At 60.6% G+C, this 15,505-nt stretch carries 13 protein-coding genes; 4 read left to right on the plus strand and 9 right to left on the minus strand.

Annotated features, from left to right (window positions below):
- Window positions 1-47 precede the first annotated feature (47 nt).
- Window positions 48-701, plus strand: a complete 654-nt coding sequence (locus E8L22_RS15010; protein WP_136525924.1) for a hydrolase — start codon at window positions 48-50, stop codon at window positions 699-701.
- A gap of 56 nt (window positions 702-757) precedes the next feature.
- On the plus strand, window positions 758-2,554 hold the full coding sequence (locus E8L22_RS15015) for an amidohydrolase (RefSeq protein WP_136525925.1): 1,797 nt from the start codon (window positions 758-760) through the stop codon (window positions 2,552-2,554).
- A 4-nt stretch (window positions 2,555-2,558) separates the two neighbouring features.
- Here E8L22_RS15015 and E8L22_RS15020 read toward each other — a convergent pair whose 3' ends face one another.
- Window positions 2,559-3,092 carry a YbhB/YbcL family Raf kinase inhibitor-like protein gene (locus E8L22_RS15020; RefSeq protein WP_198420167.1) on the minus strand — a complete coding sequence of 178 codons (534 nt, stop codon included), beginning with the start codon at window positions 3,090-3,092 and terminating at the stop codon, window positions 2,559-2,561.
- A gap of 156 nt (window positions 3,093-3,248) precedes the next feature.
- On the opposite strand from E8L22_RS15020, the gene rlmD reads away from it, so the two are divergent.
- Window positions 3,249-4,904, plus strand: coding sequence for a 23S rRNA (uracil(1939)-C(5))-methyltransferase RlmD (gene rlmD, locus E8L22_RS15025; protein WP_246044661.1), 1,656 nt, complete (start codon window positions 3,249-3,251; stop codon window positions 4,902-4,904).
- Between the two features lie 272 nt (window positions 4,905-5,176).
- Complete coding sequence (locus E8L22_RS15030) at window positions 5,177-6,382, plus strand: HD domain-containing protein (RefSeq protein WP_136525926.1); 1,206 nt, start codon at window positions 5,177-5,179, stop codon at window positions 6,380-6,382.
- A 176-nt stretch (window positions 6,383-6,558) separates the two neighbouring features.
- Here the strand turns inward: E8L22_RS15030 and E8L22_RS15035 are convergent, their stop codons facing one another.
- From E8L22_RS15035 to E8L22_RS15070, 8 genes are all read right to left on the minus strand, one after another.
- Window positions 6,559-7,782, minus strand: coding sequence for an HD-GYP domain-containing protein (locus tag E8L22_RS15035; RefSeq protein WP_136525927.1), 1,224 nt, complete (start codon window positions 7,780-7,782; stop codon window positions 6,559-6,561).
- Window positions 7,783-8,143: 361 nt separating this feature from the next.
- A complete protein-coding gene (locus E8L22_RS15040) occupies window positions 8,144-8,692 on the minus strand; it encodes a 2-oxoacid:acceptor oxidoreductase family protein (RefSeq protein ID WP_136525928.1) in 549 nt (182 codons plus the stop codon).
- Window positions 8,693-8,711: 19 nt separating this feature from the next.
- On the minus strand, window positions 8,712-9,524 hold the full coding sequence (locus tag E8L22_RS15045) for a 2-oxoacid:ferredoxin oxidoreductase subunit beta (protein WP_136525929.1): 813 nt from the start codon (window positions 9,522-9,524) through the stop codon (window positions 8,712-8,714).
- Window position 9,525: 1 nt separating this feature from the next.
- Entirely contained in the window at window positions 9,526-10,659 is a 1,134-nt protein-coding gene (locus E8L22_RS15050; protein WP_136525930.1) for a 2-oxoacid:acceptor oxidoreductase subunit alpha, read from the minus strand.
- A 21-nt stretch (window positions 10,660-10,680) separates the two neighbouring features.
- Window positions 10,681-10,872, minus strand: a complete 192-nt coding sequence (locus tag E8L22_RS15055) for a 4Fe-4S binding protein (RefSeq protein ID WP_129126504.1) — start codon at window positions 10,870-10,872, stop codon at window positions 10,681-10,683.
- 176 nt (window positions 10,873-11,048) lie between these two features.
- Entirely contained in the window at window positions 11,049-12,002 is a 954-nt protein-coding gene (mdh, locus tag E8L22_RS15060) for a malate dehydrogenase (RefSeq protein ID WP_129126505.1), read from the minus strand.
- A gap of 65 nt (window positions 12,003-12,067) precedes the next feature.
- Window positions 12,068-14,296 (minus strand): NADP-dependent isocitrate dehydrogenase, encoded by a 2,229-nt coding sequence (locus tag E8L22_RS15065; protein WP_198420168.1) that lies wholly within the window; start codon window positions 14,294-14,296, stop codon window positions 12,068-12,070.
- Window positions 14,297-14,804: 508 nt separating this feature from the next.
- The gene (locus tag E8L22_RS15070; protein ID WP_246044662.1) at window positions 14,805-15,488 is read right to left on the minus strand and encodes a LysM peptidoglycan-binding domain-containing protein; all 684 of its coding nucleotides are present in this window, start codon (window positions 15,486-15,488) and stop codon (window positions 14,805-14,807) included.
- Window positions 15,489-15,505: the final 17 nt, after the last annotated feature.

A 15,505-nucleotide genomic window follows, 5' to 3' on the forward strand; every position in this document is an offset into this window, starting at 1 on the left:
GACTATACTGTGCCTATTGGAGGTAAAAGACACAGGAGGTAGCTGTCATGAGTAAACTCGATCTGCTGAATCCAACAAACAGCACGGTCATCTTCATCGACTTCCAGCCTCAGATGACTTTCGGAGTAGCCAGCATAGACAGGCAGACCCTTATGAACAACGTGATCCTGTTGGCAAAGGCCGCCAGGATCTTCCGCGTCCCCACCATCCTCACCACCGTCGAGAGCAAGAGCTTCTCAGGCAACATGTGGCCCCAGCTCCTGGACATCTTCCCTGACAACGACATCATCGAGCGGAGCTCCATGAATTCCTGGGACGATCCGAAGTTCGTGGAAGCGGTGCAGGCCGCGGGGCGCAACAAGCTGATCATGGCCGCGCTCTGGACCGAGGTCTGCCTCGCCTACCCGACGCTCGATGCCATGAAGGCGGGGTATGAAGTGTACGCCGTGGAGGACGCCTCCGGGGGGACCAGCGTCGTCGCCCACAACGCGGCGATGCGTCGCATCGAGCAGGCGGGAGCCGTGCCGATGACAGCGTTGCAGGTGCTGCTCGAGTACCAGAGAACGTGGGCGCGCAAGGAGACCTACGACGACGTGATTGCGGCGGTGAAGGAGCATGGCGGCGCGTACGGCCAGGGGGTCGAGTACGCCTACACCATGGTGCACGGGGCACCGGCAAGCCGCACCGTTTCCTCGAAATAGTAAACCGGCAGGCAAGGGATCAACCCCTTGCCTGCTTTTTTCGGGAGGTAACGCAGATGAAGGGACCTGACCTGATTATATATAACGGCAGGATCAGCACGCTGGACGCCCAACGTCCCGAAGTCTCCGCCGTCGCGATCAGCGACGGCAAGGTGGAGGGTCTCGGCGGGGAGGAGCTGATCGCTGATGCCGACGAACATACGCAAAGGATCGATGCTGCGGGACGGCGGATAATCCCGGGGCTGAACGACTCGCACATCCACGTCATCCGGGGCGGGCTCAACTTCAACATGGAGCTGCGCTGGGATGGGGTGCCGTCGCTGGCGCTCGCCCTTGAAATGCTGAAAGAGCAGGCGAGACGGACCCCGCCGCCGCAATGGGTACGGGTGATCGGCGGCTGGACCGAGTTCCAGTTCAAGGAGCGGCGCATGCCCACCCTGGAGGAGTTGAACCTGGCGGCGCCCGACACCCCGGTCTTCGTGCTGCATCTCTACGACCGCGCCTTGGTGAACCGGGCGGCGCTGCATGTGCTTGGTTACGGCAAGGATACGCCTGACCCGCCGGGTGGGGTGATCGAGCGGGACAGAAACGGCAACCCGACCGGACTTTTGATTGCGAAACCGAACGCCATGCTGCTATACGCGAGCCTCGCCAAGGGGCCGAAGCTCGCCTTCGAGGACCAGATGAACTCCACGCGCCATTTCCTCAGGGAGTTGAACCGGCTCGGGCTAACGAGCGCCATCGATGCGGGAGGCGGCTTCCAGAACTACCCGGACGACTACCGGGTGATCAACGAGCTCGCCGACCGGGGTGAACTGCCGCTGCGCATCGCATACAACCTCTTTACCCAGCACCCCAAAGGTGAACTCGCCGATTTTTCGGAGTGGGTGACCATGACGGGACCGGGACAGGGGGACGATTTCCTTCGCATGAACGGGGCGGGCGAGATGCTGGTGTTCTCGGCGGCGGATTTCGAGGACTTCCTGGAACCTCGCCCGGACCTCCCGTCGGATATGGAGGGAGAGCTCGTGCAGGTGGTACGGCTTCTGGTCGAGAAGCGCTGGCCCTTCAGACTCCACGCCACCTACGACGAGTCGATCACGCGCTTCCTCGACGTTTTCGAGGCGGTGCACCGCGTCGTTCCTTTCGCAGGGCTCCGTTGGTTCTTCGATCACGCGGAGACTATCTCGGCCAGGAATCTGGAGCGGGTCGCCGCACTCGGCGGCGGCATCGCGACCCAGAACCGCATGGCCTTCCAGGGCGAATATTTCCTGGAACGCTACGGCGAGCGGCTCACGTCACACGCTCCCCCCATAAGGTCCATGCTGGAGATGGGGATTCCGGTGGGAGCTGGTACCGACGCGACGCGGGTGTCGAGCTACAACCCGTGGCTCTCGCTCTACTGGATGGTGAGCGGGCGAACCATTGGCGGAAGCATCCTTTACCCCGAACAGAACCGGCTGACCCGCATGGAGGCCCTAACCCTGTACACCCGCGGGAGCAGCTGGTTTTCCCAGGAGGAGGGGAAAAAAGGTTCCCTCGCTCCGGGCGCGCTGGCCGACCTCGCCGTGCTCTCGTCCGATTACTTCACGGTTCCCGAGGAGGAGATCAAAGGGATCGAGTCCGTGCTTACCGTCGTCGGCGGGAAGGTGGTGTACGGCGGAGAGGAGTTCGGCAACCTGGTCCCGCCCCTACCGGTGAGCCCGGACTGGTCGCCGGTGGATCGGTACGGGGGGTATCACAAAGTGGATGCGCAAGCCGACGTGCAGCCCCTACATAGGGGGCACGCCCACACCTCGTTGCAGAGGGGATGGCGCTTCCCACCCCCCGGATGCGACTGCTTCGTGTATTGAGGCGTCACTTGTGCGCGTAGAGACCTAGGAGCTCGGTCTGTGCCAGGATTTTCCCCCTCATGGCAAGGTCGAGTTCTTTTCTCGTGCTGTTGGAGGGAAGGTTCAGACGTTCGGAGAGTGCGTAGAGGCGGAAGTAGTAACGGTGCTGCCCGGACGGCGGGCACGGGCCGCCGTAGCCTTTGCGCCGCCAGCTGTTCATCCCCTGCTCGGCCCCGTGGGGAACGCCACCCTGCGCGATTTCCCTGGTGGCCGGATCGATATTCCAGAGCACCCAGTGCACCCAGGTCCCAGCCGGGGCGTCGGGGTCGTCCATGATGAGGGCAAGGGATCTGGCTTCGCCGGGGACTCCGGAGATGGCAAGCGGCGGGCTCGTGTCGGAGCCGTCACAGGTGAAGGCGGCCGGAATGCGGGCCGAGTGACTGAACGCGGAACTGGTCAGTTTCATCTGCGACATCTTTGCCTCCTTTGCCTGCAGCGGCAATGCGGCGCACAACATCCCCACCACAAGGAACAGCAGCTGTTTTCTCAGGCCGGCCATGATCACCTCCAAGGCTTAAATCTTTCTCGACTTGTCTCTATCCGACACAATGAGAGTTGCGCCAGCGTTAGTGTATCCCTCGGGGTCACCTATGCAAGGCAGAGTGGCAGCAATTCGGCGGTTGACACGGTTGGCTTTTCAATCTATGAAAGAAGGATGAAAAATACCAGCAAACCAAAGCATTTCACCGAGAACTCAAAACCTTCCCGCAAGGAAAATACTCCCGCTCCGAAGACGAAGAAGCCTGCAGCCAAGCCGGAACGGGCAGCGGCGGTCCCTTCCCGCGCGGAGAAACCTGCCCGTCCCGCAGCAGGAAAGCCACGCGACCAGCGCGAGCAACCTGCAGGAAAAACCTTCAAGAAGGCCGATGGCAAAGCGTCCGCCAAGCAGGCAAAGGGGAAACCGGCGCGTCCGGCCGGAACCAGGGAAGAGCGCCAGCCTGCGCTGCGCAGCGGCCAAGTGCTGGAACTCCAGATTATTTCCAACAACGAAGAGGGGTTCGGCGTCGCCATCCACGAAGGGACCCGCGTTCTCATAGCCGGCGGACTCGCCGGTGAGACCGTTGTCGGGAAGATCACATACGTCGGGCGCAGGGAGTCCTTCGCCAACATAATTAAGCTTTTGAAGCGGTCTCCCGACCGCGCCCCCTCAGCTGCCTGCAAAATGGGGAAGGCCTGCGACGGTTGCGGGCTCATGCAGATGCGCTACCCGGCCCAGCTCGCCTGGAAAAAGGAAATGGTGAGCCGCCAGATCCGCAGATACCCTTCCCTTTCCAGCGCCACCATACATGACGTGATCGCCTCACCGAGCGAGCTAGGCTACCGCAACACGGCGAAACTCGTCGTCGCCGGCAAGCACTCCGACCCGGTGATCGGGATATACCGTCGCAATACGCACGACGTGCTGGAGATCGAGGACTGCGCGCTGCACCATCCGCTGATCAACAAGGTGGTTAAGGCCGCGAAGGCCGGGATCAAGAAGGGGAAGGTGCAGATTTACAACCCGAAGAGCGAGATGGGGCTCTTGCGCTACCTGGTGGTGCGCGTGGCCGAGCCCGGGAACCAGGTCATGGTGGTCTTCGTGACCACGGATCAGGGCTACAACGAGATGCATCACCTGGCCAAGTTCGTCCAGCAGGCGGTCCCCGAGGTCGCCGTCGTGGCACAGAACATCAACAACTCCACGGGGAACGTGATCTTCGGCCACAAGGACCGCTCCATAACGAAGGCGCAGAGCCTGAAGGCCTTCATCGGCGACAAGAGCTTCAACCTCTCGCCGCACTCCTTCTTCCAGGTGAACAGCGGCGCCGCCCGCATCATCTACGAGAAGGTGCGGGAGTTCGCGCATCTCTCAGGCAAGGAGCGGGTGATCGACCTTTACTGCGGCATCGGCGGCATCTCGCTTTTCCTGGCGGACCGGGCCCGCGAAGTGGTGGGGATCGAGGTGGTCGAGGCGGCCGTCGCCGACGCCACCGCCAACGCGGCAATGAACCGCGCCGATAACTGCAGCTTCGAGGCGGGCGACGCCGTGCATCTCATCGACGAGATCGGCGAGGAGGGTGGCGCCGACCTGATCGTACTGAACCCGCCCCGGAAAGGGTGCGAAGAGAAGGTCCTGAAGAGCGTAGCGGCCATCAATCCTGCCCGCATCATCTACGTCTCCTGCTCGCCGGAGACCCTGGCGCGCGACCTGGACATCCTGTCCCGCCTGGGATACCGGACCCTCGAGGTGCAGCCGGTGGACATGTTCCCGCAGACGGTACACGTCGAGGACGTGGCACTCCTGGAAAAGGCGCAAGACTTAAAGGCTTAAAGCAAAGGCGCAGAGCCGCCAAGACGCAAAGAGGTAAAAGACTGGCTTTGGGAATTTCTCGAAGCCTTTCTTTTGCTGGTGTTTTTCATTCCTGTTTATCTTGGGCACGGCATCCTTCATTGTTTCTGAACATCTTTAACGCAAAGACGCGGAGCCGCAAAGACGCAGAGTATAGAGATGCCAGACTTGTTTTTTCCAGTTTAAGGTTTTCTTAGCGCCTCTGCGCCTTGGCGTCTTTGCGTTAAGTTTTTCGTCTTCAGACGAGGGTTTTCATGGACCGGCTGATTGCGGCATTGAAGCGGTTTTTCCCGGAGCCCCTGCACCCTTCCATCTTTCTGGTCGGCGGGATGGTGCGGGACGTCCTTCTGGGGGTGGATTGCCAGGATGTGGACCTCGTGGCTGCGGCCCCCGTCTCGGAGCTCACCGCGCTGGGGTTTCGCCTAGTCGAGTCGAAGAGCACCCCTAATATCTATTTCCGCTTCAAGGAGCCCTTCGGGAAGATCGAAATAACATGGCTCCCGTCGCTCGATGCGCTCCCCGAGGACCTTTCCCGGCGCGACTTCACCGTGAACGCCATGGCCATGTCACTGGAGGGGCGGCTCGTCGATCCTCTCGGCGGTAAAGCCGACCTTGAAGGTCGCGTGCTGCGTTGCTGCTCCCCCGAAAGCCTTACCAATGATCCGCTGCGCATCCTGCGCGCCTTCCGGTTCGAGTGCGAGGGTTGGCGGCTCGATGCTGAAGCGGAGCGGATCCTGAAGGGACGCGACTGGACCGCATCCCTGCAGCGCATCCCGGTGGAGCGGTTTTCCCAGGAGATGCTCAAGGCGCTCACCAAGGAAGACCCCTCCCGATTCTTCCGCCGCATGCTGGAGTTAAACATCGGCGTCAACTTCCTCCCCGAGATCTTCAGGATGGTGGAGATTCCGGCAGGTCCTCCGCAGCACCACCCCGAGGGTGACCTCTTCACGCATTCCCTGCAGGTGCTGGAACGGATGGCTAGACTGACACCCGAGCCCGTCGCCCGCTTCTGTGCCCTCTTCCACGATCTCGGCAAGCTCTACACGCCACCGGAACTGCATCCCAAACACCACGGGCACGATACGCTGGGGGCCGAACAGGTACCGGCCTTCTGCAGGAGGCTGAGACTACCGGCCGCGCTGCAACGTGCGCTGCAGGCAACGAACCGGCTGCACAACAACGCCAATCGTTGGGAGGAACTGCGGGACTCGACGAAGATACGGCTCGCGCTGGATGCCATCAAGGGGGGGATTCAGGAGTTCCTGCCTTTGCAGGTGGCGGCGGACTTTCATGCTTCCATGCCGGGATGGGAGGTGGCGCTCGAGGTGGCTAAATTGAACGCGGCGCAGTTGGGCATCGATCCGGCACTGCTGGACGGTAAGGAAGTGCCTCCGGAGAAGTTGCAGCAGATCATCATGCAGCAGAGGGTGAGTCAGTTCAGGGCACGCCTGGGTGGATGAATCCTTCCCTCACCCTGTCCCTCTCCCGTCGGGCGAGGGGACGCGCCTCGCTTCATTTCCGCAGAGGACAGTTTTCTCCCCGCCGCCGGCACTCCTTCTACCTTCTACCTTCTACCTTCTACCTTCTACCTTCTACCTTCTACCTTCTACCTTCTACCTTTTCACCGTTACCTTATCTATTTCGAATCGGTCGGGGTCACCGCTCGGTCGAAGCCTAGTTTCAGAATCGAGCTGTCGAAGATCATCTCGAACATGTGCTCGATTCTAAAAAAGGCGGCTAGAACGGCGGGGTCGAAATGAGCTGCCGGGTTGATCCGGTCGTCCCCGTTTCGAAACACATGGAGGGCCTCTTCATGGGTCATGGCCCCCTTGTAACTGCGGCGTGATCGGAGCGCGTCGTACACGTCAGCGACCTTCACGATGCGCCCCGAGATGGGAATCCGTTCCCCCCTGAGCCGTTTGGGGTACCCGGTGCCGTCCCAGTTCTCGTGATGCGAGAGTGCGATCTCTCTGGCGATCCGAAGTCGCGGGGAATCGCCGATGATCTCGGAACCGTAGGCGGGATGCTGGCGTATCAGTTTCATTTCCCGCGGCGTCAGCCTTCCTTCTTTGAGCAGGATCTCGGTGGGGATGCGGATTTTCCCCACATCGTGCATCTGCGCCGAAATGGACATGTCGTTCACGAACTCGTTGTTGAACCCCATGTTGGCGGCAAGTGCGCCGGCGTAGCGGTTCACGCGCACGATGTGGCGGCCGGTGTCGGGCTCGGCGGCCTCGCAGGCCCGCGCGAGCGCCTGTATGGTGTAGGTGAAAGCATGCTCCGTCTCGCGCATCCCGTTGGAGACGGTCAACAGTGAACCGATCATGACGGCGGCGCTGCGCAGAACATCGGCGTCGTACTCGGTTACCCTCCCCTGATAATTGAAGGCCTCAATCACCCCTTTCACGTCGCCGCTGATCCGGCAACTTACGAAGTTGAGGATCGGCTCCCCCATCGCTTCGACCACCTTGGGATGAAAGAATGACTGGAATTCACCGATGTTCGCACAGATGTCGTTCCAGTTAAGCGCCACCACTTCGGCTCCACCTTCCACAAGGAGAAGGCTCCCGGCGTAGCTCGAGCCGGGTTCGATGCTTATTGCCTCTGAGCGCTCCAGCAGTCGCTCGTCGCGCAGATGAAATACCTGTCCGTTGCAGCAGGTGGCGTCGGGCCCTTCGTTGGCGATGAGGATGCCAGAAGGGCCGCGGCGGCCGTTGCCTCCAAGTAATTTACCCAGCACTTCGTTGTATAGTTCGTCGCTGCTGAACTTGCGGCGGGTTAGATCGCGCAAGGTGTCATCGGTGAGGGTGATGAGATCGAGGGTCTGTCTCAGCGCTAGTTGACACAGTTCCAATGGCATGCGGGGATCCTCTCAGGCTTTGCTTTGTAAGAGTGGATTCTAGCTTATAGGTGGCATAGTGCAAGATTCGGCGGCTGCGGACATCGGAGTTGTCGGAGTTGTCGGAGTTGTCGGAGTTGTCGGACAAGTCTGACTGGTCTGACTGGTCTGACTGGTCTGACTGGTCTGACTGGTCTGACTGGTCTGACTGGTCTGACGGACTGGCTGCATGCCGCGCTAACAGGCTGGCGAACTAGCAGGCTGGCGGGCTAGCGGGCTAGCGGGCTGGCATGCTTGCGAACAGCCATCCCTCGGGGGCGGCGGCACAAAAAAAAGGCCCGGCTGTTACGCCGGGCCTTTCCGTGCTACAGAGGTGATGCGATTAGGCCTTGGCCGCAGTCGCCTTCTCGAAACCAAGCTGGAACGCCTTCTTGTTCAGCTCCATGAAAGCTTCCGGAACACGGGCGAGAACCGCCTTCTCGGCCCCTTCCTTGCTGACCACGCCGGTCAGCGCCACCATGGCACCAAGCGCCACGATGTTTGCCACGATCTCACGGCCGACTTCGTTCTTGGCGGTGTTGATGATCGGGAAGGAAACGGTCTTGAAGTTCCCCTTGGGAAGCTTGGTGACCAGATCGGAATCGACCAGCAGCACCCCGCCTTCCTTCAGGTCGTGGGAGTACTTGTCGCAGGCTTCCTGGGTCAGCGCGAGGAGCGCGTCGACGACGGTCGCCTTCGGATAGTCAATCATGGTGTCGGAAACGATGACCTCCGACTTGGATGCACCGCCCCTTGCCTCGGGGCCGTAGCTCTGCGACTGAACGGCCTGCTTGCCGTCGTAGATGGAAGCGGCTTCCGCCATGATGACGCCGGCGAGGATGAGACCCTGCCCGCCAGCCCCGGAAAATCTGATTTCATATCTCTGAGACATCTGAGGTTCTCCTCCTTTTTTATTTCTTGGCGCGCTCGATGACTTTCGCGTACTCGGTGGTGTACTCCGGCTTCTCTTCCTTGTACAGAACGCCGGTGATGATCTTCCCTTCGAGCTGCTCCGGGGTCATCTTCTCGGCGGCCTTCACCGGAACGGCGATGTCCTTCAGACGGTTCATCATCTCGATGACGGACTTGAACTTGTTGCGACGACCGTAGGTGGTCGGGCAGTCGTCGAGAATCTCAACCACGGAGAAGCCCTTGTGCTGGATCGCTTCCACGATCAGCTTGTCGATCTGGGTCGCGTGGTAGGCGGTGCCGCGGGCAACGAAGGTCGCGCCTGCGCCGATGGCCAGTTTCGCCACGTCGAAGGACGGATCAGGGTTGCCGTACGGGGTGGTGGAAGCCTTGGCACCGGTCGGGGTGCACGGGGAGAACTGGCCGCCGGTCATCCCGTAGATGTTGTTGTTCATGATGATGTAGGTCATGTCGATGTTGCGGCGGCATGCGTGGATGAAGTGGTTACCGCCGATGGCGGTACCGTCGCCGTCGCCACCGCAGAGGATGACGTTCATCTCGGGGCGGGCCATCTTTACGCCGGTGGCGAATGCAGCAGCACGGCCGTGAGCGGTGTGCAGGGTGCAGCAGTCGAGGTAGCCGGGAAGACGGGATGCGCAGCCGATACCGGAGACGATCGCGGTGTTCTCTTTGCTAAGGCCGAGGGTGTCGATGGCCCTGATCAGGCCCTTCATGACGATGCCGTGACCGCAGCCCGGGCACCAGATGTGCGGCAGTTTCCCGGGACGGATGTACTTATCGTAATCAAAAGACATGTTACTTAACCTCCTTGATCTTTTCGAGGATCTGCCCCGGGTTGATCGGCTCGCCGTCGACGCGGAAGATGCCGTGGACGCTGGCTTTGCCTTCGGCGCAACGCTTCACTTCGCCGGTGCACATGCCAAGGTTCATCTCCGGAGTGATGAACGCCTTCACCTTGCCGGCAAGTGCTGCGATCTGCTTGTCCGGGAACGGCCAGAAGGTCTTGATCCTGAAGAGACCGGCCTTGATGCCCTCTTTCCTCGCCTCGTTTACCGCGAAGCGTGCGGAGCGGGAGGTGGAGCCGAAAGCGATGATGGCGACTTCGGCGTCATCGAGCATGTACTCCTCGAAGGTCACGATGTCGTCGACGTTGGCGTCGACCTTGCGCACCTGGCGCTCTTCTTCTGCCTGAACCAAGGCAGCCTTGGTGGTCGGGAAGCCGTCCTGCGCCTTGTTGAGGCCGGTTACGTGGAACTTGTAGCCGGAGCCGTAAGCGGCCAGCGGCGGAACGTCGCCGAAGCTCGTGTCGTACGGCTTGTACTCTGCCGGCGGAACGCTCGGGGCGGTCCTGTTGATCACTTCGAGCTCACCTGGCTCGGGGAACACGATGCGCTCGCGCATGTGAGCAACGATCTCGTCCGGCATAACCATTACCGGGGTGCGGTACTTCTCGGCCAGGTTGAAGGCGCGCACGGTCTCTTCGAAGAGCTCCTGCACGGAAGCCGGTACAAGGCAGATGGCCGGGTGGTCGCCGTGGGTGCCCCACTTGGCGCTCATCACGTCGGACTGGGAAGGACCGGTCGGCATGCCGGTGGAGGGGCCGCCCCTCATGACGTTCACGATGACGACGGGAACCTCGGCGATGCAGGCGTAGCCGATGAGCTCCTGCTTCAGGGAGAGACCCGGGCCGGAGGTCGCGGTGAGCGCCTTGGAGCCGGCAAGGGAAGCACCTATGACGGAAGCCATGGCGCCGATCTCATCCTCCATCTGGATGAATTTCCCGCCAATTTTGGGAAGTTCTGCGGACAACACCTCAGCGACCTCGGTAGAGGGAGTAATCGGATAACCGCCGAAGAACGTGCACCCGGCGTAGAGTGCCCCCTGTGCGGCAGCTTCGTTCCCCTGAAGGAATGCAACTTTTTTAGCCACTTTCTTACCTCCTAAAATTGTTTACGATACTTTGATTGCAAAATCAGGGCATCTAAGCTCGCACTGCATGCACTTGATGCATGCCTCAAGGTTCTTGACGCTTGCCACAAAACCCTTCATTTCCAAGACCTTGGTGGGGCAGAATTCCACACAGATGTGGCACCCCTTGCAGTACTTCTCGATGATCTCGATGTTCGCCGGTGTTTTCTCCATCAACGTAGCTCCTTTGACAAATTGCCCTCGCAGGCTGTGCAAATTGTGGGTATATAACACATAGTGTATACAAAATGCAAGCGCCCGAATTTACGCCCGGCCCCTCACGTTTTGTAAAAAGGGGGTAGAGAGGGGAAACCTCCCTACCCCCTGGTAGTACCTGCTGCAGTTCTTTCTTACTTCATGGAACCAACGAGTTCCTTAACGGCGGCGACGGACTTGTCCATCATCGCCTGCTCTTCTGCGTCGAGTTCGAACTCGAGGATCTGCTCGACGCCGTTCTCGCCCAGGACGCAGGGAACGCCGACGTAGAAGCCTTTCACGCCGAACTCGCCGTTCAGGTATGCGCAGGTCGGCAGTACGCGCTTCTGGTCCTTCAGGATGGACTCCGCCATGCAGATCGCGGAGGAAGCCGGGGAGTAGAAGGCGGAACCGGTTTTCAGCAGGGCGACAACCTCGCCGCCTGCACCGCGGGTCCTCTTGACCATGGCGTCCATGACTTCCTTGGCCTTAGCCTTGTCCTTGTATTTCTTCTCGAGGAGTTCCATGACCGGGATGCCGTTCACGGAGGCGTAACGGACCAGCGGCACCATGTCGTCGCCGTGGCCGCCCAGGGTCATCGCGTTCACGTCCTTGACGGAAACGCCGAGTTCCCAGGCGATGAAGGTCTTGAAGCGTGCGGAGTCGAGGACGCCGGCCTGACCGATGACGCGGTTGTAGGGGAAGCCGGTGATCTTCTGGCACAGGGTCACCATCGCGTCGAGCGGGTTGGAGATGACGATGACGAAGGAGTTCGGTGCGTGGGCTTTGATCCCTTCCGCGACGGAGGTCATGATCTTGGAGTTGACCTCGATCAGGTCGTCGCGGCTCATGCCCGGTTTGCGGGGAAGACCTGCAGTGACGATGACGACGTCGGCGCCCTGGATGTCCTCGTAGCTGTTGGTGCCCTTGAGGCAGCAGTCAAAGCCGTCAACAGAGCCTACTTCGGCGATATCGAGCATCTTGCCCTGCGGAAGGCCTTCCACGATGTCGAACATCACCACGTCACCCAGTTCGCGCAGAGCTGCGAGCTGTGCAAGTACGCCGCCGATCTGACCACCACCGATAAGTGCGATTTTCTTACGTGCCATGTTTTCTTCCTCCGTTAATAGAATGTGATTATCTTCCGGTGAAGCGAATCCTACGTTTACGCCTGTTAGTTGATCGAGTCAACGATCGCGTTCAGGGTTGCACTCGGACGCATCGCGGCCTCGGTCTTGGCATCATTCGGGTGGTAGTAGCCCCCCATGTCGACCGGCTTGCCCTGGGCGCCGATGAGCTCGGCGTTGATCTTCTCTTCGTTCTCCTGGAGCGCCTTCGCCACCTTGGCGAACTTGGCGGCGAGGCCGGCGTCCTTGGTCTGGGCGGCGATAGCCTCGGCCCAGTACATGGCCAGGTAGAAGTGGCTGCCACGGTTGTCGATCTGGCCGACTTTACGCGCCGGGTTCTTGTTCTGATCCAGGAACTTGGTGTTGGCAACGTCGAGGGTCTCGGCGAGGAGCGCGGCCTTCTCGTTCTTGAAGGTAGCGGCCAGGTGCTCGAGGGAGACCGCGAGGGCAAGGAACTCGCCCAGGGAATCCCAGCGCAGGTAGCCTTCCTGCTGGAACTGCTGCACGTGCTTCGGAGCGGAGCCGCCCGCACCGGTCTCGAAGAGGCCGCCGCCCGCGAGCAGCGGAACGATGGAGAGCATCTTCGCGGAGGTGCCGAGTTCGAGGATCGGGAAAAGGTCGGTCAGGTAATCCCTGAGCGCGTTGCCGGTGACGGTGATGGTGTCCTTGCCGGCCTTCGCCCTCGGGAGGGTGAACCTCATCGCCTCGACCGGGGACATGATGTGGAGCTCGAGACCGGTGGTGTCGTGATCCTTCAGGTAGGTGTTCACCTTCTCGATCATCTGGGCGTCGTGTGCGCGGTTCTTGTCGAGCCAGAAGACGGCCGGAGCACCGGTTGCGCGGGCACGGCTGACGGCAAGCTTGACCCAGTCGCGGATCGGGAGATCCTTCGCCTGGCAGCCGCGCCAGATGTCACCCTGCTCTACCTGGTGCTGGATCAGCACTTCGCCTGCGGCGTCGACGACGCGCATGGTGCCGTTGAGCGGTGCGACGAAGGTCTTGTCGTGGGAGCCGTACTCTTCGGCCTTCTGCGCCATGAGGCCGACGTTGGAGGTGGCGCCCATGGTGGTCGGGTCGAACTGGCCGTTTTTCTTGCAGAAGTCGATGCACTCCTGGTACCACTCGGAGTAGCAGGTATCCGGAATCACACACTTGGTGTCGGCGAGTTTGCCGTCCGGGGCCCACATCTTGCCGGAGTCGCGGATGACGACCGGCATGGAGGCGTCGATGATGATGTCGTTGGAGGCGTGCAGGTTGGTGATCCCTTTGTCGGAATCGACCATGGCCAGCGGCGGCTGCTTGGCGTAGGTGGCCTGGATGTCGGCCTCGATCTCTGCCTTCTTGCCTGCCGGGAGCTTGTCGAGTTTCTTGTAGAGGTCGCCAAGGCCCAGGTCGGCGTTGACGCCGATCTCCTTGAAGGTCGCCTCATGCTTCTCGAAGACGTCCTTGAAGTAGACGGAGACGAAGTGACCGAAGATGACCGGGTCGGAGATCTTCATCATGGTCGCCTTAAGGTGCACGGAGAAGAGGATCCCCTTTGCCTTGGCGTCGTCGATCTGCTCCTGGATGAACTTACGCAGCGCCCGTACGTTCATGAAGGAGCCGTCCAGCACCTCGCCAGCCTGCAGCGGGAGCTTCTCCTTCATCACGGTCACCTTACCCAGGTTGTCGACGAACTCGATCCTGGCGGTGGTGGCCTCTTTCAGGGTCACCGATTTCTCGGAGTGGTAGAAATCACCGGCGCTCATGTTGGAAACATGGCTCTTGGAGTCGGAGGACCAGGCGCCCATCTTGTGCGGGTGCTTCTTGGCGTATTCCTTGACCGCCTTGGCGACGCGACGGTCGGAGTTACCCTCACGCAGGACCGGGTTTACCGCGGAGCCGAGCACCTTGGCGAAGCGTGCCGCGAGCGCCTTCTCTTCGTCGGTTTTGGGCTCTTCCGGGTAGTTGGGGATGTTGTACCCCTGGCTCTGGAGCTCGGCGATGGCGGCTTTGAGCTGCGGGATGGAGGCGGAGACGTTGGGGAGCTTGATGATGTTGGCTTCCGGCTTCTGGGTCAGCTCACCGAGGTAGGCGAGTTCGTCAGCGATCTTCTGCTCCGGGGTCAGGTTCTCCGGGAAGTTCGCGATGATCCTGCCGGCCAGCGAGATGTCCCTGGTCTCTACCTCGACGCCAGCCGCCTTGGTGAAGGCGTTGACGATGGGGAGCAGGGAGTAGGTTGCCAGTGCGGGGGCCTCGTCGATCTTGGTCCAAACGATCTTTGCATTAGTTGTCATGATCTCTCCTTGGTTTTTATGCAATGCACAAATACAAAATGGTGGGCAAAGCCACGCTGCATCGCCCGACATGGTGTTTTATCTGTCTGCGGGAGCCCGTCAACCGCCTGCCATCCGGGGCAAAAGCCTCCCCTTCGCGGCGTCTCGCAAAATATATGAAGGATTATGGGATGTTAGCAGGATATTTTTGGATTTCAAATTTTGTATACAGTATACAAAACGTTTTTCACTGTCAAGGGAAAATCTGGGAGGGATCTCGTGAAGAAATAAATGTGGGTCAGCGTGAAAACGGGAGTGAGGTAAAGCGCGGAAGCCGCAGCAGACCCATGAAAAAAAGCAGGTCATTGCAGGTGCTTATGGGCGCACACGGGCGAGCGGGCGACAGTGGCTTCAACAAGGAGTGCGTGGAAGTCCTCTTCCCTTCCTGGCACTTGGCGACCGTCCGTAATGGCCTTTTTTTGATACCGAGGAAATACCGTTTAAAAATATCGTCCTACAAGGGTTTGGATCAGTGCAGCGGGTGTTCCTGAGCGTAGCGCCTCGCCTCGGCGTAATCGTCGCGCCCAAGGTTCCTGGGTACCCTGAGGATCTGGCCGGGCCAGATGTGCCGCGGGTCGCGGATTTGGTCGCGGTTGGCGCGATAGATCAGGGGCCAGAGATTCCTGTCGCCGTAGACCTCGGAGCGCGATGCGATAAGAGGGAGCGATTCCCCCCGGCGCACCGACCAGGATGGGACGAGGACCGGCTCCTTGACCGGGGGCTTTGCCTTCTTACGCTCAGCCTCGGCGGCCTCCTTCTGGGCCTTTTCAAGCGCCCGCGCCTTTGCGAGGCGCTCCTCTTCCAGCTTGGCGAGCCGCTCCAGCTCGGCTTGCCGCTGCTCTTCGGCAAGCCGCGCCTTTTCCTCGGCCAAAAGGCGCGCCTTCTCGGCAGCCACCTCCTGGGCCAGAAGGTCTCCCTTGAGCAGGGTGAGCTGGAAGTAACGATCCGCCTCCTTCGACTCATCCTCCATCATGTAGGCGTCCCCTTTCAGGAACGCCTGAAGCACGCTGGCGTACTCGGCGGGGTACAGACGCTCTCCACCCTCGAACTTGAGCTGGTCAAGCTTGGCGGCGGCTTCCTCACGAAACCGCGGCGGCTGCGTTGCGCAGGCCGCCGCGGAAATAAGAAGCAGCAGGGTTATCAGTCGGGCCAAAAGCCTCAATGGCGGAC

This window comes from Geomonas ferrireducens (assembly GCF_004917065.1).
GTDB lineage: Bacteria > Desulfobacterota > Desulfuromonadia > Geobacterales > Geobacteraceae > Geomonas > Geomonas ferrireducens.

Coding starts and splice junctions, on each gene's coding strand:
- mdh (WP_129126505.1), bottom strand. CDS start 12,002: ATGGCACGTAAGAAAATCGCACTTATCGGTGGTGGTCAGATCGGCGGC.
- E8L22_RS15020 (WP_198420167.1), bottom strand. CDS start 3,092: ATGGCCGGCCTGAGAAAACAGCTGCTGTTCCTTGTGGTGGGGATGTTG.
- E8L22_RS15040 (WP_136525928.1), bottom strand. CDS start 8,692: ATGTCTCAGAGATATGAAATCAGATTTTCCGGGGCTGGCGGGCAGGGT.
- E8L22_RS15030 (WP_136525926.1), top strand. CDS start 5,177: ATGGACCGGCTGATTGCGGCATTGAAGCGGTTTTTCCCGGAGCCCCTG.
- E8L22_RS15045 (WP_136525929.1), bottom strand. CDS start 9,524: ATGTCTTTTGATTACGATAAGTACATCCGTCCCGGGAAACTGCCGCAC.
- E8L22_RS15015 (WP_136525925.1), top strand. CDS start 758: ATGAAGGGACCTGACCTGATTATATATAACGGCAGGATCAGCACGCTG.
- rlmD (WP_246044661.1), top strand. CDS start 3,249: ATGAAAAATACCAGCAAACCAAAGCATTTCACCGAGAACTCAAAACCT.
- E8L22_RS15055 (WP_129126504.1), bottom strand. CDS start 10,872: ATGGAGAAAACACCGGCGAACATCGAGATCATCGAGAAGTACTGCAAG.
- E8L22_RS15035 (WP_136525927.1), bottom strand. CDS start 7,782: ATGCCATTGGAACTGTGTCAACTAGCGCTGAGACAGACCCTCGATCTC.
- E8L22_RS15065 (WP_198420168.1), bottom strand. CDS start 14,296: ATGACAACTAATGCAAAGATCGTTTGGACCAAGATCGACGAGGCCCCC.
- E8L22_RS15010 (WP_136525924.1), top strand. CDS start 48: ATGAGTAAACTCGATCTGCTGAATCCAACAAACAGCACGGTCATCTTC.